The following is a 24,265-nucleotide window of genomic DNA, read 5'->3' as shown; positions in this document are numbered from 1 at the left end:
CCGTGGTGTCGGAAAGACTAGTATTGCCCGCATCTTAGCCAAAGCACTTAATTGCGAAAAAGGAGTTACTTCAGAACCATGTCTTCAATGTGATACATGCATTGCAATTGAACAGGGACGCTTTATTGATCTTATTGAAATAGATGGCGCCTCGAAAACCCGAGTTGAAGATACACGGGACCTACTTGATAACGTTCAATATGCCCCAACAAGTGGCCGCTTTAAAATTTATTTAATCGATGAAGTGCATATGCTGTCTCAACATAGCTTTAATGCGTTGTTAAAAACTTTGGAAGAGCCGCCGCCGCATATAAAATTTATTCTAGCTACGACCGATCCACAAAAACTACCTGTTACTGTCTTATCTCGATGTCTGCAATTCAGCCTAAAACATTTGCCCCTTGAGTTAATAAGCCAGCAGCTGCAATTAATCCTTAATGAAGAACAATTAGACTTTGAAACTCAAGCTGTAGATATTTTAGCTCAAGCTGCCCGCGGAAGCATGCGTGATGCATTAAGCTTATTAGATCAGGCCATTACCAGCTGTGAAACAAAATTGCTGGCTAGTAGCGTAAAAATGATCTTGGGATACACTCAACAAGATTACGCATTACTTTTATTGCAAGCACTAGCTAGACAAGATGCCCCAGCTATGCTGACGTTAAGTCAGCAAATTATTATTGAGGGAGGACATTTTCAATACGTTCTTGATGAAATACTTAATTACCTACATCAAATTACTATTTATCAATGCATTGCTGATAGCAACCCTTTAATTAATCCTGCTCCTGAAATTAAAGAATTAGCCAAAGAATTCTCAGCAGAAGATACTCAACTATTTTATCAGATAGGTATAAAAGGACGTGAAGAAATTCATCTTGCCCCTACGCTAGCAATTGGTTTTAATATGACAATGCTTCGCATGCATACTTTTAAACCAGCATCTCTTGCACCAAGACCTCCATTAGCATTTGAGCAAAATAACACTATAATTGAATCAACATCTAATGCTTTTGGTAAACCTACCGGAAAGGAGGATAAGCCGGAGGAAATGAAGCGTGAGGATAACATGTCGTCCTCAGTACACGAGGATTCGAACATCGCTTCGGTGAAAATACTCGCCACTGAAGAATTCGAAAAGAAACCTGATAAATCTGAAACTCCCCTGCCCATATTACTTGATAGGGAAAAAAATTCTAGCCCCTCCGAATCAATCAACTGGGCAAGTATAGTGCCACAATTAAAATTGTCTGGTTTGGCACTCAACGCTGTAGAGAATGCAGAATTTTTAGGTAAAGAAGGACGAGAAATTACACTGGGCGTCGATAAAGGACACTTGTCTTTATTTGCTCCAACAACGATTAACCGAATTGAAACAGCACTGACTAATTATTATAAAAGTCCCATAAAAATTATTTTAGATAGTAAGAATGCTGTAAAGACATCTCCAGCACAACAAAAAGAAAAAGCAACCCAGAGAAAACAAGAGGATGCAGAGATTGCCTTACGTAATGACCCAGTCTTTCAACAACTACAACAAGAATTTTCGGCGGAATTGGTCAAAAATTCTATTGTCCTGTTAAAAGATGACTTATAATATCTCTGAGTAACTAAACTTTATAAAATTAACGAGGCTGTAATGGATATCAATCAAAATTTAGGCAATTTAATGAAAGAAGCGCAAAAAATGCAACAACGCATGCAAGAAGCGCAACAACAATTAAGCCAATTAGTAGTAAGTGGCGAAGCTGGCGGTGGAATGGTTACCGTTAAAATGAATGGACGTCATGATATAACAGAAGTTAAAATCAAACCAACCCTAATGGATGAAGATGTCGAAATGCTAGAAGATTTAATTGCTGCCGCAGTTAATGATGCCGTTCGTAAAATTGAGAAAGCATCAAAAGAAAAAATTAGCCAACTAACTGCTGGCCTTAATATTCCAACTGATTTAATGGGTGATCAAGGAGAGTAAGCCTAGTTATGGATACTCTAAATCGCTTGGTAGAAGCGCTCCGCTGTCTTCCAGGTGTAGGACCAAAATCGGCACAAAGAATGGTGTTTCATTTATTACAACACCAAAGACAGCGAGGTTTACACCTCGCTTCCTGTTTAGAACATGCAATGAAACACATCAGACATTGCCAACGGTGTAATAATTATACTGAGCAAACTCTATGTGCTCTTTGTCAGAGTCCTATACGCGATTCTTCATTACTGTGTGTAGTAGAAAGTCCATCCGATGTTTTTGCAATAGAACAAAGTAATGCCTTCCAAGGGAAGTATTTCGTCTTAATGGGGAAAATTTCTCCTCTTGACGGCTTGGGGCCAGACGATATAGGACTACCCAAGCTAAAAGAGCTCATTCTGCAAGAAAAAATTCAGGAAGTTATCTTGGCCTTAAGTCCTAGTGTTGAAGGTCAAACTACGATTCATTTTATCCATCAATTACTAAAGGATGAAGCAATCAACATTAGTCAATTAGCACACGGGATTCCTTCAGGAGGGGAATTAGAGTTTTTAGATGGGAATACAATAAGTAGTGCCCTCAGGAATAGAGCAGTAATTAATGTTTAAACCTATATTCAGATCTATCCTAGTCAGAAAAAAAATATTGATATTATCGCTATGCTTGATAACAAGTCTAGCTCATGCTTCTTTCCATAGAAGTTTATGGCCTAAATGGTTAGTAAATAATCCTCTGTCTGAACAATCCATTTCTCATCAGGTATGGCAAGATTTCCTTGATCACCATGTAATCACTAACAATGAAGACATCAATTTGGTTGATTATGCCAACATAAGCGAAAAGGACTTAACCTCACTAAAAGAATATATAAAAACTTTATCGCAAATTGATATAGATAATTATAATCGCAAAGAACAACTCGCTTATTGGATCAATTTATATAACGCCCTTACAGTACTAACAGTCGCAAACTATCATCCTATTGCTAACATTCAGGAAATTAATATTTCCCCTGGTTTATTTAGCGTTGGACCTTGGGGTGCGAATATTATTACGGTTAAAGACACCAGTTTATCTTTAGATGACATAAATAACAGAATCATTCGCCCAATTTGGAATGACCCTAGAACCCATTATGCATTAAATAACGCAACGATAGGGGCCCCCAACCTTAGTCAGCAAGCCTACCAAGGTGCGCAAATTGAGCAACAACTTAATAACGCGGCCTCCAAATATATTAACTCACTCAGAGGAGCGGGGGTCATTGAAGGAAAATTAATTGTTTCTAAGTTATATGATTGGTATGAAGAAGATTTCGGTGGGACAAAAAAATACGTGATTAAACACTTATTACAATTTGCTAAAGAACCTTTGCGTAGCCAATTAAAACATATCAATACTATTGATAGTTATATTTATAACTGGCACATTAATTGTCCTGCAGATACTGAGTCATGAAACAAAATCGCCCTATTTATTCTTATTTTTGGCAGTTTTTATTATTTAATTTTTGTTTCTTTTGCTTACAATTACTTCTCCTCTATTCACATGCAGAAAGTTTAATCACCTCTATTAAGCTTCCATGGCGAATATATTTAGAAATTATTGGAACGATAGGTATTCAATTTGGCCTATACGTCCTTCTCTCTTTTATTCAAGCTATAATGCTTATCGGTGTGTTAAATCGACCCTGGCATTATTTTTTTTCTGTTGAGCAATGGCAAACGATCATTTGGGCTTTATTTGCTTGCTTTATATTAAGCGCCAATGCTTATTATTTCCCTCTTAGTATTTACAGCAAATTGTTTTCACCACCAATTCCTGGATTTATTTTTTTAGTATTGCTTTATTTTTCTTTATCTTGCTTGGTGATTTTATTACTGAACTGCTGCTTTTACTGGTATAGCATTCGCCTATTATCAATAATACTTCCTCTCGTTATTGGAGTGACAGTACTAAGTCATTATTTCAACTCTACCCCAAACCAAAGTCCGGGTCATCGGCCCAATATCATTATCTTGGGAATAGATAGCCTAAGCCCGGAAAGTATAACGGCTAAAAGTATGCCTTTTCTTAATCACTTATTAGCTAATAGCTTTCGCTTTACCAATACAATTAGTCCATTAGCTAGAACCTACCCGGCGTGGAGTTCTATCCTAACCGGTCTATACCCCAAAAATCACCTCGCTGAAGAAAATTTAGTAGAGCGAAAGCAAGTTAAAAGCCAAGACAGTATTGTGTGGGAATTAAATAAATTAGGATATACTACAATATACGCTACCGACGACAGACGCTTTAATAGTATCGATAAAGATTTTGGATTTAAAAAAATTATTGGTCCTAAAACGGGGGTTAACGATGTCATGTTAGGCTCTTATAATGATTTTCCTCTCGGAAATCTACTCATCAATTTTCGAATTAGTTTTTGGCTATTCCCTTATAATTACAATAATAGAGCCAGCTACATATTGTACTACCCCGAAACTTTTACACGAGAATTAGAAAGAGAACTCTCTCTGGAACAAAATTTCCCTGTTTTTCTTGCAGTGCATTTTGCTCTCCACATTGGCCTTATGCGTGGGCAGCTTCATCACCCGAACAAGTAAATAATGAATTTAGCTTAAGCAAACGCGATGCACTCTACCAACAAGCACTGAAAACCGTTGATCATCAATTTAAGGCCCTTTTCTCTTATCTGCAAAAGCATAATTATTTTAAAAACAGCATGCTTATTATATTAAGTGATCATGGGGAAGTACTTTATTATCCAAACACCAGATTAACTAGCTACCAAAACTATCAAAGCCCTTTAACTAGTAGACTTGCAGAATATTTTAAAACAAAAACCGCAACAGAATTGGATAAAAGTGCAGGTCATGGATCTGATATATTAAGCCCAATGCAATATCATAGTCTCCTCGCATTTAACATTTATAAGAAAGGAGTATTGTTAACAAAAGCTAGTAAAATAAAAACAAAAGTAGCATTATTTGATTTGGCTCCAACTATCCTCAATTTCCTAAATGCTCCAAATCAGCAAAAAATGGATGGTATTTCACTACTGTCAACCATACTCAATCCTCATAACTCACTGCCTGATCGTACCTTTTTTATAGAAAGCGGGATGTATCCCAATCAAGATTTTACTAAAGAAAAGGCCATTAAATTGGGGAAAAAAATATACCAAGTTAATCCTGAAACTGGTGAACTTGAGCTGAAACCAAATGAATTAATTAATGTAAATAATCAAAAGTTATACGGCGTGATCAGCGGAGATTGGATTTTAGCCTATATCCTGATGAAAATACCTACATCCCTGTCATCCTAAACCTCTCAACTAGCCAATGGATTGATAATTTAGAAAGTGATTTTGCCAAATCAAGCCCCGCAGAAAAACTTAAAAAGCAGCTTCAGCAATTCTATGGTAAAAAATTGATTTACCCAATCCAATAATCTTCCGGATATCCCAAGATCAAAGTTCAGAACTAAGAAAGGGCGTGCTCCAATACTCAATTTGTCTATTGGGAGGAGGCTTCTTCTATAGAACCGAATAATTTTTCTAATGACTTACTAAGGGTTCTAGTTTCGCATCCATAAATGGCAATAATTCTAAACACTGCTTCTCGATTACGTCGCCTAGCTTGAACATTTTTTTTCCCCAAATCATATACATACGGCTCTGTTGTAATACATCTATTTTTTAATTCAACTCGCAAAGCTTCCATAACACACCTCAAAGCGTTATAAACTTTTTCTATAGCATTTTTTTCAATGGCATTAAGTGTTGGCAACCAATCCAAGGAACGTCCTATAGTTATTGAATATAGGGTATAAAGTAGATACCGACTGTCTTTATTAGCAAAATATCCATAGAGATCCATACATTCTGTTGTAGTTAATTGGTGAAATAAAATAAGCATTTCTTGATGAAATATTGCTAAATCATCATCCTGGAATTCACCTTCTTTGACTAATCTTTGTTGTAACACCATTACAGCATCTATCAATCTATTAGGGTTAAACCAAAATTTATAAGCTCGACTTAAATCATGCAAACGTTCTAGAGTCACCTTTTCATTATTTTCAGGTGTATAAGGCACTTTTAGATTCTTGATAGCTAACTGAATTATTTCCTTGTACACTTCATTCACTTCGAACAGAATTCCTTGATGAAGCTCATCACCGTGAAATAGAAAATCAACACCTGGATTTAATCCATATTGAAGAGCATTGTTATGTAATTGTCTTTGTAAAAGCTCAATAAAGTCGTGTAAAAAACCCAAACGCATGCGCACAGAAACCAATTTTTCGGGATGAATCAGTTCATTAAATAATTTATCTGGATATAACTTATAGAAAAATATGGCATTGACCAAATTCACTAGATCAGGCTCAGAAAAAAAATTCAGAGCCTCCTGTTGTTCATTAAGAGCCCACCCACGAAACAATGGGATAGGATCTTTAAATAAACTAGCTTTTTGATTCCAAACATCAACCACAGTAGATAACCATAACTTAATGTTTTCTTTTTTAAATAAATGTCTTAGCTCATCAAAATATTCCCAAGAGGAACTATTTTCTTCAGGTTCGCTTAGTATCGCAATTTGTTTATAAAGAAACGATATCTCAGCAATAATGACAGCTTCCTCTCTTAAATCAACCACAACAGACAATTTTTGCTTTAAATGTCCAATTTTTTGATATATATCTGGCCAACTTTTCTCGGTAAACATTTCGGATGGGAGAAAATGTTTAAGATCGCAATGAATATCTAATAATTTTAGATAATCCAAATACTTATTTGCTAATGTAATGCAAAGCGTATGTATTTCTTTTGAAAAACAGAAATCCTCATCTTTCTGGTCAAAACACTTACCAAGCCGACTTTCTAAGTATTTCAGCTGATATTTAATTTGTGCTTTGGCTCTATAGTTCTCCGTAACAAACCAATTTGATAAGATAGGGGTATTTTGAGTCATCCATTTCTCCTCAAGCATCATTCAGAAGCTCGAACTTTAACAATAGCATTGAAATGAGAAAATTGCCTAATTTTATCCAAATACCTGTTGTTCTTTTTATATTAAGAAGCTTCAAAATACTTAAAAATAATTGCAACCGTCTAATAAACTTGCCAAAATTAAAGCAATATAATTTTCCTTTGGGGCAAATTGATGCCACAACGCCACTATTTGCTATTTATTGATAATGAACCTGTCAGTGAAGACCTGAAGGACTATTTTGAAAAATTTAATCTTGACATCATTCAACAAAAAAAATTGTTCCCAATTCATGTTGAAAAAGGCATGCCCACAGCAATTTTAATTGATTGGTCTATTTTAAAAGCTGAGCCAGAAACAATTGAACAATTTTATAATATGTACCCTGTACCATTAATCGTTATTAATAATAAACCCGATGAGGAGTCTAGCATTGCAATGTTAGAAGCCGGAGCAGATGATTTCATGACGAAACCATTATACCCTCGTGAACTTCATGCACGGATCGGTGCCATCACTCGACGAGTAATAAGAGCTCAGCAAAAAATAGATCATAGCAAAGAAGTATTAATGTTCGCCAATTGGCGGCTTTACCCAGCCTCTCGCCAGGTATTTGGAGAAAACAATGAAGAATTGCAATTAAGTGCTGGTGAATACGATTTACTTCTCACTTTTGCTCAACAGCCACAACGAGTTCTGGATAGGGAATTTTTATTACAAATCACCAAGAATACTGACTTGGCGCCTTTTGATAGAAGAATTGATGTTCAAATCAGCCGTTTGCGCCAAAAAATTGAAACAGATAAGAAAAAGCCGGCATTAATTAAAACCATTCGTAATGGGGGCTATATGTTTACTGCTCGTGTGGTAACTCTTAAAGAAAATGAAGCTACTTTGTAGGTCATCCTTAGTCGTGTTCTTAACTATTCCCTAGCAAGTTTCAAATGAAGTCCCAATTATTATATAACTACTCAAGCTGTATCATCGGAATGCCATATTTGACCCATCTTGAACGAAAAACTGGACGCAAAACTCTGGCATTCCAACAAGATTCAAATAATGTACTCTGAAGGGATTATTGGGGCTTATTATTAATTTGAGACTCTTTATCCGTTATTTCTGGTTTTAAGTTTTTAACGTTACCGCTACTTTCTTGCTTTCCCGCAGTTTGTGTTAAAGAAGATAGAGCTCTCTGCAGTTGTTGTTGCATAACTATTGGCTGTTCTTGAGCCTTCACCTTAGTTTTTGCTTCGCTACTACTTTTAGCTTTTATTTTACTGGTTTTAGGCTTTGACTGCTTAGCTACTTTTGTAACTTCGTTCGCTTGACTTTTAGCCGCACCAGTATTACTTTTAATTGATTTTTTTACCTTGGATTTACTCAACTGAGCTGACTTTGTAATGGGAGAAACGGTTTTCTTTTCAAACGATTGTTCACCTATCTGGTTATAAATGCTAAACCAATGATGCTCCATTATCTGAAATACATTAAACATATAATTCATGGCTTTTTGTCCATTCTCAATCAACATAGCCACATTTTTTTCCAAAATTTCTTCTGGCTTTAAAACATTTAAAAAATCGAACGGAATACCCGATCTATTTTGCAATGTTTTAATATTGAGCTCTAGTAAATCATATATTGGTCTTTCGATTGAATGAATTAAAGCATCCAAATCCTTTTGCTGAAAAAGGGTTGTTTCATTACACTCTCCATATGTTGCATCGCACAAAAAATAGATTAGCTTAAAAATTTATTTTGTCAAACGTTTATTCTTTTATTTTGCATGAATCTACTTTAGAAAAATCAAAATTGAATGCCAATAATTCCCGATATTTTTTATATCATATAATCCCCAGTTCAAAAAAACAGGTATACAGCATATTAGCCCAGCAATAGCAGCTCTCTTGAATCTAACTAAATGCCTACGCCCGAATTAGGATCTTGATTGAGAAGCATCCCTTAAACAACCATTAAACGTTAAACACTGGTAACGGGATGTCATTTTTAGCAGGATTCACTGAGGCTTTGGTAAAAAAGCCATGTTGTCTTAAACCAACTAAAGTATCATGAGATAGTGGATTACTTTCCATCCAAGTAATCAAATTATTCATGGTCGGTATGGGATCTGAATGATCAGTTAGCCCCAATAGTTTAGAACAAGCGCCCATATCTAAAGCAAAGGCAACTCCATAATTTCCCCAAATATATAGCGTAAGATAAATTAGTTGTCCCAAAGTATCTGGATTGGCTGTCAGATCAAATAAATTAGGTCCACTGGCGATACTTTTTGCTGCGTTCATTAATGACATTGCGGTGAGTAAACAGCAACCAATCATTAATACAACTTTTATGATATCGCTTGGTTTTTGGGTAAGGTGCCGATATATAGAACCGATTATTTTCTCAACAAATTCAAAACCTGACATGAAAGCTACAATGGCAGCTGTAATTCCAGGAGTAATGGAGATACCTAATTTATAAATATAAGATAAATTATCGAGTTCACAATTTTGAGATATTGATTGGCAAATAAGCTCCGTACCCTTATACCCAGATTGACTAATGAATATGAAAAAAGCCCCACTTAGGATACCTCCAATAGCCGTAGCGAATAGCAATTTGAGATTATCTGTTGTTATTTCCATCATTGATGGTTGATTAAAAAGTGACTTTTCAGGATGTTCCAGTTCTATCTGAAAGGCTTTATTATAAATTTTTTCCAGCATTGCATTCACTACATCTTCATTTATTCCCTCTTCACTACACTGTTTTAATAGACTTTGATTAAACTCTTCTAGGTCATCCGGTTTAAGATGTTTTAACTGACTGAGCATTTGCTTTTGAAATCGTCTATCTTTATTAATTAGATTGACCATACTGGTGATGAAATTAGGAATAAAGACAATACGAAGAGCAGCTGTCATTATAAAATTAGAAAATGCTGCTGAACTAGCTATAATTTTCCCAGCCCAAATTGAACCATAATATCCAAGAGCTGCAGAAGGAGTCGCTGAGATCCCAGAGACTAACAAGATTGATGAATTATAAGCAAATCCGCTGATACTACTACAGAAATTTGCGAATATCCTTCTTAAATTATCCATCATGGAGTGGAAATATTTAAATCGTGTTGCCGTTCCTACCATAAGAAAAATACCAGAACTTGCAACCAAAAAAGCTTGGTGTTCTAGCGACATTGACAGCCACCATTCTTTGCTAATTGATGCTGGTGTTGAGGTGAAGCAATAGGGTAGAGAAGGAAGGGTTGCTAAAATAGCAGCACTGCCATAGCCAAGGGTCGACCATGAAGGGACATATTTTTTAATTGACTCAGAAGACGGTAAACAGTTTGTTATCCAATTAGGTGAGGGTAAGTAGCATTTTAACCACGAAGTCTTATTTGGTGAGGTTGGGATAGAAGTTGGGCGATCAAATGTCCTGTAATTATTAGCTATTGCGAAACCTAATACTGTTTTTTCATCGACAGCATCGACTACATTTAATTCTATTGATTCTTGAAGAGAATCAATACTTACTTTAGTTTCTTTCAATAATCCACTCCCTTTTGTCCCTGCCACAATACAATTAATTAAGTCACTAATAAAGCTACAATAGAGACAAAATGTCTAAATATACATGTTCATTGACCTTCCTGTAAACATCTATGAAATGATATTTTCTTGATTTGGTTTTCTTATTTCTCCTACGTCCATTTTGATGTCCCACTATCATTAGAGATTTAGATCAAACCATATTGACAATGCAATGACTATTTTGATTTTAATTTACTTTTTATGTGGTATAATTGATCATTTGGTGCTTGTTATTACCTTGGTGATTTGAGTTATGATTGAAGTAAATATCTGGTTATCAACAGCTACTCTCTTTAAGAGACCTATTAAACATCAATTTTTTGGGCCACTTCTGGCGTCAGGATCGGAAGGAGAAAATATAGGACATGTCAATTTCACTATAGAAATTGATGAACGCTCAAAAACAAGTTTTGATTTTATTGAAGATCATGCTTTAGAACTGAACGCTAAAAAAACATTGCTTGTGGTGGCAACCAAAGAACCTAAGATATCCTCTTTAAATAGTGAACCTCCTCATTTAAAGCCCATAATAGTAAAAAGTGATATCGTTCCTCACAGTTTCTGGCCAGAGAAAAAGCCAACAAAAAAAGAAGTTATCAAAGGAACACAGCCATCATTTAATACTCATGAAAACGACATGATAAATGAAGACTCCTTAAGACCAATGGTGATTGAACATCGCACATCTGCTCTAGAGGAAGTTGTGAGGGAAAAAAACCAGAATACAGATTTATATAGTGAAATTTCAGACTTAGATATCAGTTTGGAGAAAAGAGCTCTTTTTAAAAAAGAGCTTGAGAAATTATACACAGAAAAAGAAGATATTAATGAGCAACAAAAACTTCATAAAGTGGAACAAGCGATCAGTTATCACGAAGAAGAATTAAAAAAAATAGAAGCTAGAATAAACGGCAGAGATGAAAAAGATTTAGAAAAATTAAAATCAGAAGCGCTTCTTCGCAAAGAGTATACCGCTCGGAGAGAGCAATATGTTAAAAATCGTGATTTTACCGAAGGCAGACACCCTGAGCACAGTATCATCTTGCCAACTCAAGAAAGTGGGCTCGTTTATTATGTGGATGAGCTCAAAATACTAAACGCGATGCTGGAGGAACGTAAGCAAGACTATTCATTCCTTTTTAACAACTGTGCCAGTAGCGCTAAACGTTGTATACTAAAAGGAATAGATGACGGCTTGCGAACAAAGCTGAAAGAAGCTGGTTTGAGTAATAAATTTTTTAAAGTCAATAGAATAGAAACTTGTAAATCATTAAGAGATTGGACAAAAACTCTTGAAAATCAATTAAATAAACTTAACTCCTCAATAGCAATGCATCCATAAAAACTAAAAAAATATGACCAAGAATACTTCTCAATCAGATAAGTTCCTTGACCTATCCAGCTATATTCTTTTTCTATTCACCTTAATCATCCTTACTCCTCTAATGATATTATCACTGACCCTTAAAATTTCAATGTGATAATTGTCTATAGCTACGCAAGAATCCGGAGGAGGTATATATCCTAAATGTTCAATAATCAGACCGCTTAAAGTCCTTGGTCCAATCAAAGGCAAAGTCCAACTCAGCATACGATTTAAATGACGAATAGTGATACTCCCATCAACAATCACTGATCCATCTTCTTGAGGGATAATATCACGACTTAGGGCGGCTATATCGGTTGTAAATTCTCCGACAATTTCTTCGAGAATGTCTTCCATAGTCACCAGCCCTAAAATATCTCCATATTCATCCACAACAAAGCAACTGCGTCTTTTCATTTTCCTAAAATTTAATATTTGGATATTCAATGGAGTTGCTTCGGGAATAAAGTAAGGAGCTTCAGCGCTATTTAATAAGTTTTCAAGAGTTAGCTTATCTTCTATCGCTAAATTTAAAACATTTCTTACATGAATCATCCCTACCAAATTTTCAATAGAACTATGATAAATAGGTAACCTGGTATGTTGCGCTGTTTCTAATTGCTCCAAAAGCTCTACCCAAGGCAAATCCAGATCAATTCCCACTATATCTGCCTTAGGCACCATAATATCTTCAACAGTTGCCTGTTCTAAATCTAATAAACTAATTAGCATACTTTTGTGTTCCACTGGCATCAAACCACCCGCTTCGTGAACTACCGATCTTAATTCTTCACCTGTTAACACTTCTTTTTGAATCCGATTTATTGATATACCAAATAGTCGCAGAACACCATTAGAGATGAAGCTTATAAAATGCACTAAAGGAGAAAAGAGCCATTCTAAAATGTTCAATGGTAATGAGGCGGCAAAAGCTACTTGTTGGGGATAAATTGCCGCTAATATTTTAGGAGTCATTTCAGCAAAAACTAAAATCACCATAGTCAGCAAGGCAGTTGCTATTGCGACGCCGGCATCACCGTAAAATCGTTGTCCAATTAAAGTAGCTAGAGTAGAAGCTACTATATTAGCCAGAGTATTGCCAATTAAGACCACACTTAACAGTTTGTCAGGTCTAGCCAACATATGATTGACTCTAATGGCTTGTTTATTATTATTTTTTACCAAATGTCGCAATTTATATCTATTGATAGACATCATTCCTATTTCTGAACCAGAAAAAAAGGCAGACAAACAGATAAGAAGAAATAATAAAATTAACAAGGTTGAAAGAGGGAGTGGCACTTAGCATCCTTATGCTTTTTCGGGATATCAAATTATACAATAGAACCTACTATTTTGAAGTAGGTAGGAGAAGCCTCAATTTTTAAATTTTAGAAAAATAGATTCATGCTGAGCGCACATAAGCACAGCGCTCAGCTTATTAAAGTATGTTGCCATTTATCTCTTTTATTTATTTTTGTACCGGGCAACACTAGAGATTATCTCTTCTCGAGCCTGATCTGGCCCAGCCCAACCTTCAATTTTTACCCATTTCCCTTCTTCTAAGTCTTTATAATGCTTAAAGAAATGCTCAATAGATAATAATAAATGTTGAGGAATATCTTGGTAAATCTGCACGGATTGATACATTTTACTTAACTTTGACGTTGGAACAGCTAATATCTTGGCATCTACTCCGGATTCATCTACCATCTTGAGCATGCCAACTGGACGACAGGGAATCACAGCCCCACTGATTAAAGGAACTGGAGTAATAACCAACACATCGACTGGATCTCCATCTTCTGATAAGGTATTAGGTATATAACCATAATTCGTTGGATAAAACATAGCAGTAGTCATAAATCGATCTACGAATAAAGCCCCCGTTTGTTTATCAACCTCATATTTTACAGGCTCTCCATGCATAGGAATTTCAATGATTACATTAATTTCATTTGGGACATCGCGACCGCTTGGAATCTCCATTAAACTCATTTACACACCTTAAATATAGTAATAAAAGGGTATTATGCGAAAAATCATATTAAAAGGCAAAGACAAGTTTTCTCAATAGACTCAACCAAAGAAATAGGGTTGGGGTTGATTCTTATTCTGGAAATTTTAAGGATAAGTAATAATCCATACTCTTGTGAATCTTTAAAAATTTCTTGGGAAGAAAAAGCCATAGGCTAAAAATAGCATTTTGAAGTTTCTAAGGTATAATATCATTTTGAATCTAAAATGCGGATGACCTATGAATTGTTTGTTTTGCAAAATTGTCCAGGGTGAAATCCCTGCAACAGTAGTTTTCGAAGACAATAATATCTTGGCTTTTCGCGATATTAGGCCTCAAGCACCAACACATTTATTGATTATACCTAAAAAACATATTGCAACCATCAATGATGTGTCTGATGAAGAACATGAGCTTCTTGGTAATCTTATAATCAGAGCAAAACATTTAGCTCGCGCTGAGGGCCTAAGTGAACAAGGTTATCGATTGGTTTTTAATGTTAATTCTGGTGGCGGGCAGGAAGTTTACCACATTCACTTACATTTACTTGGTGGACGTCAAATGACTTGGCCACCAGGTTAGGAATTCTTGCTATGGAAAAATTATACTCAAATTTACTTAAAGAATTAGGCGAAGACATAACCCGTGAAGGACTAAAAGATACTCCTGGAAGAGCAGCAAACGCCTTGCGGTATTTGACAAAGGGCTATAATGAGAACCTAGATGAAATCATTAATGAGGCTCTGTTTGATTCTGACATGAGTGAGATGGTTATTGTCAAGGACATAGAACTGTATTCATTATGTGAGCATCACTTATTGCCTTTCCTTGGGAAATGTCATGTTGGATATTTGCCACACGGAAAAGTCATAGGGTTATCTAAAATTGCTCGAATTGTTGACTTTTACGCAAGACGTCTTCAAATTCAAGAACGATTGACTGGAGAAATTGCTCATTGCATTGAATCCATTACTGGAGCTCGTGGAGTCGCAGTAGTTATTGAAGCAAAACATCTTTGCATGATGATGCGCGGAGTAGAAAAACAAAACTCCGTAATGACTACCTCAGTAATGCTTGGTGAAATGCGCAATAGCCCAAGCAGCCGAATTGAGTTTTTGAATTTAATCAGTTAAGCAAATTCTGGATTAGATAGAAACAGGGAGTAGAGTAGAATCCCTAGCAGGTTAGTCAACCTTTTCCCTGCTCCCGATGTAATCGGTCACCCCTAATAAACTTCAAAGAAGTATATTAGGGGTGACCGATTACATCCTACTCTTCTTCAGAAATCTTACTATCAGTGCTAACTTCTTCAGGTTGCTCCTCTATTGTCAGAAATGTAGCAGAGGTTTCTTTTACCTCATCAACTTCCTTCTCAGCAGTCAGAGGTTTATTTTTCCATTCCAGTTTTACTCGGCCTTGCTTATCAATTCCCGCGACAAATACCTCAATATCCTGACCTTCCTGAAGTACATCTTCCACCTTCTGTGTTCTATCAACACATATTTGAGAAATATGCAGCAAACCGTCTTTGCCTGGAAGTAAATTAATAAATGCACCAAAGTCAACTATCTTGCTCACTTTACCTTGATATGTCTGACCTACTTCAATCTCAGCAATTAGTGCTTTAATTTGTTTTTGTGCTTCTTCCAGAGCCATCTTATCTGGGGAAAATAATTGAATTACTCCCGAATCGTCGATGTCTATAGAGACACCTGTACTCTCAATAAGGGCTTTAATTGTCGCGCCTCCTTTACCAATGATGGTACGAATTTTATCTTCAGCTACTTTCATAGTTGAGATTCTTGGAGCATGTTGGGATAATTCACCTCTATGCTCAGAGAGAGCATTATTCATTACACCAAGAATATGGAGACGGCCTTCTAAAGCTTGTTCCAAAGCTTGTTCCATAATTTCGTTAGTAATCCCGGAAATCTTAATATCCATTTGTAAAGCGGTGATCCCTTTCTCTGTACCTGCTACTTTGAAATCCATATCACCTAAATGATCTTCATCACCTAGTATATCTGTCAATACTGCATAGCGATCATCTTCCTTAATCAATCCCATAGCTACGCCAGCAACAGGAGCTTTTAAAGGCACACCAGCATCCATTAATGCCAAGCTAGTTCCACAAACTGTAGCCATAGAACTAGAACCATTAGACTCAGTAATCTCAGATACGATACGTAATACATAAGGAAATTCACTTGTATTAGGTAACACAGCCATTAAAGCACGTTTAGCCAAACGACCATGTCCGATTTCGCGGCGCTTAGGACTACCTACTTGCCCAGTTTCTCCAACTGAATAAGGAGGGAAATTATAATGAAGCATAAATCGATCTTTCGTTTCACCACTAATTCCATCTAATATTTGCGCATCACGCTCATTACCTAAAGTTGCAACGACCAGCGCCTGGGTTTCGCCTCTGGTAAACAAACAAGAACCATGAGTTCTCTCTAAGAATTTAGTGCGAATAGCAATTGGCCTGACTGTTTTGTGATCGCGTCCATCAATACGCGGTTCCCCATTAAGAATGCGTTGGCGAACTATAGAACGCTCTAATTCACCAAACATGTTTGCAATAGCTTCAGTAGTTAATTCATCATTTTCTACCAGCAAAGCAGAAATAGTTTGTTCTCTCAGTTCATCTAAACGTTGATGTCGTTGCTGTTTGTCTTTAATAAGATAGGCTTCTTCCACTTCATTTCGGGCAATATCATCAATGCGAGCCTGTAATACAGTATCTATTTCAGGAGCTTTCCATTCTAATTTGGCTTTTCCAACCTCTCGAGCCATTTCTTCTATTGCTTTTATAACTCCCTTCATCATTTCATGGCCATAAATCATAGCACCACGCATAATGTCTTCACTTAGCTCTTGTGCTTCTGATTCTACCATTAAAATAGCATCTTTTGTTCCTGCAATAACCAGATCAAGCTTAGACTCTTCAAGTTCCTTTCTACTTGGATTTAACAAGTAAATTCCCTCTTTATAGCCTACCCGAGCAGCACCTATAGGTCCATTGAAAGGGACACCCGAAATTGCTAGTGCCGCCGAAGCCCCAATCATAGCAAGGATATCCGAAGATACTTCAGGATTTAAAGATAGAACTGTAGCAATGATCTGTACTTCGTTAAAAAAATTATCTGGGAATAATGGACGAATTGGTCTATCTATCAAACGTGAGATTAGTGTTTCATTATCAGTTGGCCTTCCTTCTCGTTTATTAAATCCGCCAGGAATTTTACCAACTGCATAGAATTTTTCTTGGTAATTGACAGTCAATGGGAAAAAATCATTGCCCTCACTACCATCTTTTTTCCAAACTACAGTAACTAATACCTGTGTACCATTCATGCTAGCCATTATGGCGCCATCAGCTTGTCGCGCCACCTCACCAGTTTCCAATACTAACTTGTGATTGCCGAACGCTATTTCTTTTGTAATTTTTGCCACGTACTATTCCTCATCGAGTAAATTAATGAAAAAAAAGGCGCAGAAAACTGCGCCTTTTATTTTAAACTGTATTTATTATTTGATGTGTCTTCAAAAAGAGACAAAAAATCTCATCAATCAATAAGAATCTCTCAATCCCAAATTTTGGATTAATGTTTGATAGCGATTTTGATCATTACGCTTCAAATATTTTAATAGCTTACGGCGCTTATTAACTAATTCTTGTAAGCCACGTCGGGAATGGAAATCTTTTCTGTTTTCTTTAAAATGCTCAGTTAAATATTTAATTCGACTAGTAATTAAAGAAACTTGTACTTCAGGTGAACCTGTATCTTTCTCACCACGTTTGTATTCATTAATAATTTCTGCTTTTTCCGCGCTATTTAGCGACATTATTTACTCCTGGAACTAAGCTAAGTATTCTTCATAAAGGCGAACATTCTACCAAGGCATGCTAAATGAAACAAGTGCTGAATAGGAATTTGTTTAAAAAATTTCATAAATTATTTCCAAGTTCTGTTGACATTTCACTTGTTTTCCCTAGATAGTAAGATCTTAAAAAGTTTTAATGGACTGTAGGGTTCAATTGCCAACACATAGACATTAGGGGCTAAATGACAATAATCTTTTTGCTTTAATATCACCATGACTTAAAACAATACCTATTCCAACAAACTCTGATTTGATATTATACAACCGCACATAATCTCCCTCGCTGACATTACTTTTATAGGAGAGTATTCTACCTTGGCGAATTGAAATTACTTCAGAATCCGTAAGAGTTACTGGTACCAAATAATCGATTGCCTGATCCATGGGGATTAAACAATTAAGCTTTTGGGGGTGTGGCATATTTTGTAATTCATCTAGTGAATACATAGGGCTATTTTGAAATCCACTAGTGTAAAGCCTATGTAACCTAGTCATATGAGCTCCTACATTCAGAGCGTCACCAATATCTTCTATTAAATTTCTTATATAGGTTCCTTTGCTGCATTTCACAATTAATGAAAAACTCTCTCCATCAAATTGCTCCAATTGCAAATGGCTAATTAAGATATCTCTAGCCTTACGCTCGATCTCTATTCCTTCTCTAGCCAATCGATATAAAGGAGTCCCATTATGTTTCAAAGCAGAAAACATAGATGGTATTTGTTTAATTTTACCTTTATGTTTTTCTAATACTTCCAACAGTTGTGCATTATTAACATGACATTCTGCAGCACAGAATATTACCTCACCAGTAGAATCCGATGTATTTGTTTTTATACCCAACCTACCTGTTGTCTCATAACACTTATCAGCATTCAGAAGATATTCACAAATTTTGGTTGCTTCTCCAAAACATATAGGCAACATGCCAGTAGCTAAAGGATCTAAACTGCCTGTGTGGCCTGCTTTTTTAGCTCCGAACAAATACTTCGCTTTCTGTAGAGCAGCATTTGATGAAATTCCTTTCGGTTTGTTTAATAAAAGAATCCCATTTATCGAGTATTGAGTTTCAACTGTTGTCGTCATCTGAGCTGGGGGGATTGACTTTATCAATTAAGCGGCTCAACCGTTGCCCATATTCTATTGACTCATCATAAATAAAATGAAGTTGGGGAACAGTTCGCAGGGTGATGCTTCTCGCAAGTGCGCTTCGCAAATAGTTAGCTGCTCCATTCAATATGTTGGCAACAACTGTTTTATCTTCGTTAAGAACTGTAAAGTATACTTTGGCATGGCCTAAATCAGCAGTCACTTTGACTGCTGAAATAGTAATGAATCCCTTTAAGCGAGGATCTTTTATTTCCAGAGGAATTATCAAAGCAAGCTTGCGTTGAATCATCTCTGCAATTCTGTCAGTTCTCTTAAAATTACTACTCATCTTTATAAATCACGTTGAACTTCAACTGTCTCAAATACTTCAATTAAATCACCAGGTTTTACATCATTGTAATTTTTCACACCAATACCACATTCAAAACCCTGGCGCACTTCCAAAACATCATCTTTAAAGCGTCTTAATGACTCTAATGTTCCTTCATAAATAACCACGTTGGATCGTAATACCCGAATCGGATTATTGCGTTTTACTGCGCCTTCAATCACCATACATCCTGCAATAGCACCAAGTTTTGGTGATCTGAAAACATCTCGAACTTCAGCGATACCAATAATTTCTTCCTTAAATTGAGGAGCAAGCATACCAGTTAAAGCGCCTTTAATCTGATCCACAATATCATAAATAACACTGTAATAATGAATAGATACAGACTCTTGCTCCGCTAGGCGCTTGGCCGTACTATCTGCCCTCACATTAAATCCTATTAAAATAGCATTAGAAGCTATAGCAAGATGGACATCAGATTCAGTTATTCCTCCAACACCGCTGGATATCACTTCTACCTTCACTTCATCAGTTGACAGCTTGACTAAGGCATCCGAAATAGCTTCCAAAGACCCCTGAACATCGGCTTTTAATACAATGTTCAATACCTTAGATTCGGTGGCTGTCATGTTTTCCATGATACCTTCTATCGATGTTTTTTGGCGTCTTGCTAATTTAACATCGCGGAATTTACCTTGCCTGAATAAAGCAACTTCTCTAGCCTTTTTCTCATCAGAAACAACAACTGCTTCATCGCCAGCATGAGGAATAGCCGACAGCCCTAATACCTCAACAGGAATAGATGGGCCAGCACTGTCTACCAGATCTCCATTATCTCCGACTAATGCTCGAACACGTCCATACTGGAATCCAGCCAATAGGATATCGCCTTTATGTAAGGTTCCGCTTTGGACCAAAACAGTTGCAACAGGACCACGTCCCTTATCCAAGCGAGATTCGATAACCACTCCCTTAGCAGCGCCATCCGTCACAGCATTTAATTCTAACACTTCTGCTTGCAGTAAAATGGCATCCAGCAGATCGTCGATACCCATGCCAGTTTTTGCAGAAATATTAACAAACATGGTGTCACCACCCCATGCTTCAGGAATTACTTCATGAACTGATAATTCATTCATAACTCGCTCAGGGTCTGCATCAGGTTTATCCATTTTATTAATCGCAACGATTATAGGCACTTTGGCTGCTTTGGCATGTTGAATTGCCTCTATGGTCTGAGGTTTCACACCATCATCAGCTGCCACTATCAAAACCACTATATCAGTTGCTTGTGCACCGCGAGCTCTCATTGCAGTAAATGCAGCATGTCCTGGGGTATCTAAAAAGGTAACATCGCCTTTTGGTGTACTAACGTGATAAGCACCTATATGCTGCGTAATACCTCCTGCTTCACCAGCTGCAACCTTGGTACGACGGATGTAATCAAGTAAAGAGGTTTTACCGTGATCAACATGTCCCATAATTGTAACAACAGGAGCTCTTGATTCCGTTTTAGTGCCTTTTGAAATGACTTCGCCCAAACCAGCTTCTATGGCATCCTCTTTGATAACTACAGGTTTATGCCCCATTTCTTCTACAACTATAACAGCGGTTTCCTGATCGATGACCTGATTAATTGTGGCCATTGCCCCTAGCGATATCATTATCTTGATTACTTCAGCCGCTTTTACTGACATGCGTTTGGCCAGTTCTGCCACAGTGATTGTTTCAGGAATAAGAACTTCTCTGACAATTGGGGCAGTAGGTAATGCGAAGCCATGAGTTAACGACTCTTCAGCTTCTCTGTATTTATCTGATTTTTCAGTACCTTTACGCTTTTTGAATTTACTACGTCCACCACGCCTATGTATTTCTTGCTCCTCATCATCTCTGTCAAAAACTTGGTACTTTGGTTTTTTCTTACCTTTTTTGAATTCAGAGACATCTGAGTCAGATGGCTCAATGTGTTTTTTCTTATTTGATTTTTCTGTTTTAAATTCTTCTTTCTTAGAAACAGACGGTATAACCTCAGAAATCTCGGCAGTGTCTTCAAGAACATCAGGCCCTAAAATATCTAATGGCTCTCCTCCTTCTTCTGTTTTCACCTCTGGACCTTTCCCTTCTTCCACTATTGGAGTTTCTTTACATTCTTCCACTGAGGCTACTGTCTCTGTAGCGTTCGTTTCTTCGCTCTCTTCTACCTCAGGAATTTCAGCGGGTAATTCGCTAGTGATTGAAATTTCTTCAGTCGGTACTGCTTCATGAATGGTTTCTCCTGATGCAGCAGAAGGCAGCGCTGGGGGCGTAACTGACACTTCAGCTTCAGGCTGTTCAACAACAGGACTTCTTTTTATAAATGTTTTTTTCTTTCGAACCTCAATATTAACTGTTTTTCCGCTATGAATATCATGCCCAACAGTGACTTGAGACATGCTTTTACGTCTTAAAGTTATTTTTTCAGGTGCAGCACCAATATCACGGCTGGAACTACCTTTTAAGTGATTAAGTAAGATCCTTTTTTGCTCTTCATTCACAGTCTGTTGATCATCGGTAAAAGATAACCCTGCTTCCTGTAACTGGTTCAATAAGCGCTCAACCGGGATACCAACGACTTGAGCTAATTGTTTAACCGTCACATCCGCCATATTTTAATCCCCTCTCAGCAACTTTTTATAAAGCTGAATCTATTTTAAATACGTCTAACATTATCTAAGAGTTATTGGCATTTCTACTATCTTGGCTGAAAAACCGTGTTCTTTTGTATTTTGTTGCTCACATGTCATGCATGTTCTGCTTAAATCAAGATTTTCAGCTTAAGCTACTAAGAAAATATCAACAGACCCTCTAAATATCTAATACCATTATTGAAACCATGGTTCTCTTGCTTTCATTATTAAGGCACCCGCTTTTTCTTCAGTGATACCTTCAATTTCTATTAATTCATCTACAGATTGCTCTGCTAACTCCTCCATTGTGGTAATTCCTTTACTTGCTAATTTATTTGCCAAATCTTCTGTCATCCCTTCCATACTTAAAAGTGTATCATCCGGAGTACCTGATAAGCCTTTACCTGAAGAAAGCGCCATTGTCAGCAACTTATCATTAGCTCTATTCCGTAATTCTTCAACGATCTCCTCATCAAATTCTTCAATAGCCAACAATTCCTCTTTAGGAACATAAGCTACTTCTTCAAGAGAAGAAAATCCATGAGCCACCAACAATGAGGCTATTTCTTCATCAATTTCTAGGGCACTGGTAAATAGATTAACTATTTTACTCGATTCTTCTTGATTCTTATTTTCAAATTCCTCGGTAGTCATTACATTTAATGTCCAACCAGTCAACTGACTAGCTAAACGCACATTTTGCCCATTCCGTCCAATTGCTTGTGATAATTGCTCTTTTGCCACTGCCAGATCCATAGTGTGAGTATCTTCATCAACAACAATAGACGTTATATCAGCTGGAGCCATCGCATTTATTACTAATTGTGCTGGATTATCATCCCACAGAACAATATCCACACGTTCACCACCTAATTCACTAGAAACAGCCTGAACTCGAGCCCCACGCATACCGACACAAGCGCCAATTGGATCGATGCGTCCGTCATTCGTTTTGACAGCGATTTTTGCTCTATTTCCTGGATCACGAGCAGCAGCCTTGATATCTATTATGTTTTCGCCAATCTCAGGCACTTCAATACGAAATAATTCAATAAGCATTTCATTCCGTGTTCGACTTACGAACAATTGTGGTCCCCTTGCTTGTGGGGTAATTTCGTATAAATACGCACGAACTCTATCATTGGGACGAAACATTTCGTGAGGTAGCATTTCAGAGCGTGGTAAAAATGCTTCTGCTTTACCTCCCAAGTCAATTATAACATTATCACGAGTTACTTTTTTAACCGTTCCATAAACCAATTGTCCAAGCTTACTACGAAATTGGTCTATTACCAATTCCCGCTCAGCCTCACGCACCTTTTGCATGATAACTTGTCGCGCTGTTTGGGCTTCAATTCGGCCAAATTCTATAGAGGGTATGCTTTCTTCAATGCGACCACCAATTGTTATTGAAGGATTACGTTCTTTTGCTTGTTCTAAAGTTAGTTGGCGATCTGGATACTCTAACTCATCTTCATTAACTACATCCCAATATCTATATGTTTCATACTCACCTGTTTTAGGATCGATCTTGATGCGTACTCCTATATCTAACCCTAGGATCTTTCGAGTTGCAGATTCCAGTGCAGCCTGAATGGCAAGTATAATAACGTCTTTACTGACACCTCTTTCGTTTGATAATGCCTCAGCAACTAATAACAATTCTTTGCTCATTGTTCGCCTCTCTAGACTGTCAAATTTGCTTTCACAATATTTGATAAAAGTATTTCTTGATGTTCATTATTTATATCCAATACTACTGCGTTCTCAGATGCTGAAACAATAGTACCCGATAACTTACGTTTTCCACTAACTGGCTTAAAAGTTTTTACCTGAATTTCATGTCCAATATAACGCTGATATTGCCAGATACTAAATAACGGCCGAGGTATTCCAGGAGATGATATTTCTAAACTATAATGCCCTGGAATAGGGTCTTCCACATCAAGTAAAGAGCTGACATGCTTACTAACTTCCTGACAATCATCAATTCCTATTCCATCTGGTTTATCAATATAGATCCGCAATAATGAATGTTTCCCTTGAGAAAGATATTCACAACCCCAAAGTTCATACCCCATGCTGTTAATTATAGGCTCTAAAAGCTGTACTAACTCATCTTTTATCATAGTATTTATAAACAAAAAAAGGGCGCACTCGCCCAAGCCTGATAACTGACTCAAATTCTGACAGTACCCTGTTTAGCATAATAAAAAACCCCATAAATGGGGTTTTCTAATATTGGTAGCGGGGGCAGGATTTGAACCTACGACCTTCGGGTTATGAGCCGACGAGCTACCAGGCTGCTCCACCCCGCGTCAA

Annotated in this window: 20 protein-coding genes, 1 tRNA gene and 1 pseudogene; 9 read left to right on the top strand and 13 right to left on the bottom strand. The window is 36.9% G+C overall.

Going from position 1 to position 24,265, the window contains the following annotated elements:
• From dnaX to OK13_RS16125, 5 genes and pseudogenes are all read left to right on the top strand, one after another.
• Positions 1-1,597, top strand: a 1,597-nt coding sequence (gene dnaX, locus OK13_RS01170; RefSeq protein WP_035886776.1) for a DNA polymerase III subunit gamma/tau, incomplete at its 5' end; no start/stop codon positions are given.
• 42 nt (positions 1,598-1,639) lie between these two features.
• The gene (locus tag OK13_RS01165) at positions 1,640-1,975 is read left to right on the top strand and encodes a YbaB/EbfC family nucleoid-associated protein (RefSeq protein WP_035886769.1); all 336 of its coding nucleotides are present in this window, start codon (positions 1,640-1,642) and stop codon (positions 1,973-1,975) included.
• An 8-nt stretch (positions 1,976-1,983) separates the two neighbouring features.
• Positions 1,984-2,577, top strand: coding sequence for a recombination mediator RecR (recR, locus tag OK13_RS01160; RefSeq protein WP_035886764.1), 594 nt, complete (start codon positions 1,984-1,986; stop codon positions 2,575-2,577).
• Entirely contained in the window at positions 2,570-3,427 is an 858-nt protein-coding gene (locus OK13_RS01155; RefSeq protein WP_035886760.1) for a DUF547 domain-containing protein, read from the top strand. The genes recR and OK13_RS01155 overlap by 8 nt, the downstream gene beginning before the upstream one ends.
• Positions 3,424-5,297: pseudogene (locus OK13_RS16125) on the top strand (sulfatase-like hydrolase/transferase). Before OK13_RS01155 ends, OK13_RS16125 begins: the two are co-directional and overlap by 4 nt.
• 190 nt (positions 5,298-5,487) lie before the next feature.
• Here the strand turns inward: OK13_RS16125 and OK13_RS01145 are convergent.
• Entirely contained in the window at positions 5,488-6,948 is a 1,461-nt protein-coding gene (locus OK13_RS01145; RefSeq protein ID WP_035886757.1) for a hypothetical protein, read from the bottom strand.
• Between the two features lie 192 nt (positions 6,949-7,140).
• Here OK13_RS01145 and OK13_RS01140 point away from each other — a divergent pair, with 192 nt between their 5' ends.
• A complete protein-coding gene (locus OK13_RS01140; protein ID WP_035886749.1) occupies positions 7,141-7,866 on the top strand; it encodes a winged helix-turn-helix domain-containing protein in 726 nt (241 codons plus the stop codon).
• A 175-nt stretch (positions 7,867-8,041) separates the two neighbouring features.
• On the opposite strand, the gene OK13_RS13800 is transcribed toward OK13_RS01140, so the two are convergent.
• Both OK13_RS13800 and OK13_RS13795 read right to left on the bottom strand, forming a co-directional pair.
• Positions 8,042-8,641 carry a hypothetical protein gene (locus tag OK13_RS13800; RefSeq protein ID WP_052117510.1) on the bottom strand — a complete coding sequence of 200 codons (600 nt, stop codon included), beginning with the start codon at positions 8,639-8,641 and terminating at the stop codon, positions 8,042-8,044.
• Positions 8,642-8,939: 298 nt separating this feature from the next.
• The gene (locus tag OK13_RS13795; protein WP_052117509.1) at positions 8,940-10,520 is read right to left on the bottom strand and encodes a hypothetical protein; all 1,581 of its coding nucleotides are present in this window, start codon (positions 10,518-10,520) and stop codon (positions 8,940-8,942) included.
• 295 nt (positions 10,521-10,815) lie between these two features.
• On the opposite strand from OK13_RS13795, the gene OK13_RS01125 reads away from it, so the two are divergent.
• Positions 10,816-11,904 (top strand): hypothetical protein, encoded by a 1,089-nt coding sequence (locus tag OK13_RS01125; RefSeq protein WP_035886747.1) that lies wholly within the window; start codon positions 10,816-10,818, stop codon positions 11,902-11,904.
• 60 nt (positions 11,905-11,964) lie between these two features.
• Here the strand turns inward: OK13_RS01125 and OK13_RS01120 are convergent, their stop codons facing one another.
• Both OK13_RS01120 and ppa read right to left on the bottom strand, forming a co-directional pair.
• Positions 11,965-13,230, bottom strand: a complete 1,266-nt coding sequence (locus OK13_RS01120) for an HlyC/CorC family transporter (RefSeq protein ID WP_035886745.1) — start codon at positions 13,228-13,230, stop codon at positions 11,965-11,967.
• Positions 13,231-13,395: 165 nt separating this feature from the next.
• Entirely contained in the window at positions 13,396-13,926 is a 531-nt protein-coding gene (gene ppa / locus OK13_RS01115) for an inorganic diphosphatase (protein ID WP_035886743.1), read from the bottom strand.
• A gap of 259 nt (positions 13,927-14,185) precedes the next feature.
• On the opposite strand from ppa, the gene OK13_RS01110 reads away from it, so the two are divergent.
• Positions 14,186-14,527 carry a histidine triad nucleotide-binding protein gene (locus OK13_RS01110; protein ID WP_035886740.1) on the top strand — a complete coding sequence of 114 codons (342 nt, stop codon included), beginning with the start codon at positions 14,186-14,188 and terminating at the stop codon, positions 14,525-14,527.
• An 11-nt stretch (positions 14,528-14,538) separates the two neighbouring features.
• Positions 14,539-15,078 (top strand): GTP cyclohydrolase I FolE, encoded by a 540-nt coding sequence (folE, locus tag OK13_RS01105; RefSeq protein ID WP_035886738.1) that lies wholly within the window; start codon positions 14,539-14,541, stop codon positions 15,076-15,078.
• A 136-nt stretch (positions 15,079-15,214) separates the two neighbouring features.
• On the opposite strand, the gene pnp is transcribed toward folE, so the two are convergent.
• The 8 genes from pnp to OK13_RS01065 all read right to left on the bottom strand — a co-directional run bounded on the left by pnp (position 15,215) and on the right by OK13_RS01065 (position 24,261).
• Complete coding sequence (pnp, locus tag OK13_RS01100) at positions 15,215-17,404, bottom strand: polyribonucleotide nucleotidyltransferase (protein ID WP_035886736.1); 2,190 nt, start codon at positions 17,402-17,404, stop codon at positions 15,215-15,217.
• Between the two features lie 117 nt (positions 17,405-17,521).
• On the bottom strand, positions 17,522-17,797 hold the full coding sequence (gene rpsO, locus OK13_RS01095; protein ID WP_035886735.1) for a 30S ribosomal protein S15: 276 nt from the start codon (positions 17,795-17,797) through the stop codon (positions 17,522-17,524).
• A gap of 210 nt (positions 17,798-18,007) precedes the next feature.
• Complete coding sequence (gene truB / locus OK13_RS01090) at positions 18,008-18,922, bottom strand: tRNA pseudouridine(55) synthase TruB (protein ID WP_035886733.1); 915 nt, start codon at positions 18,920-18,922, stop codon at positions 18,008-18,010.
• Complete coding sequence (gene rbfA, locus OK13_RS01085; RefSeq protein WP_035886731.1) at positions 18,906-19,274, bottom strand: 30S ribosome-binding factor RbfA; 369 nt, start codon at positions 19,272-19,274, stop codon at positions 18,906-18,908. The genes truB and rbfA overlap by 17 nt, the downstream gene beginning before the upstream one ends.
• A gap of 2 nt (positions 19,275-19,276) precedes the next feature.
• Entirely contained in the window at positions 19,277-21,922 is a 2,646-nt protein-coding gene (infB, locus tag OK13_RS01080) for a translation initiation factor IF-2 (RefSeq protein ID WP_035886728.1), read from the bottom strand.
• Positions 21,923-22,138: 216 nt separating this feature from the next.
• Entirely contained in the window at positions 22,139-23,617 is a 1,479-nt protein-coding gene (nusA, locus tag OK13_RS01075) for a transcription termination factor NusA (RefSeq protein WP_035886726.1), read from the bottom strand.
• 11 nt (positions 23,618-23,628) lie between these two features.
• Positions 23,629-24,072, bottom strand: coding sequence for a ribosome maturation factor RimP (gene rimP, locus OK13_RS01070; RefSeq protein WP_035886825.1), 444 nt, complete (start codon positions 24,070-24,072; stop codon positions 23,629-23,631).
• A gap of 113 nt (positions 24,073-24,185) precedes the next feature.
• A tRNA-Met gene (locus OK13_RS01065) sits at positions 24,186-24,261 on the bottom strand.
• Between the last annotated feature and the right edge of the window lie 4 nt (positions 24,262-24,265).

Origin of the sequence: Legionella norrlandica (assembly GCF_000770585.1) — a bacterium.
Classification (GTDB): domain Bacteria; phylum Pseudomonadota; class Gammaproteobacteria; order Legionellales; family Legionellaceae; genus Legionella; species Legionella norrlandica.
Note: the sequence above shows the minus strand (reverse complement) of the source record. Positions and strands in the feature narration are given on the sequence as shown.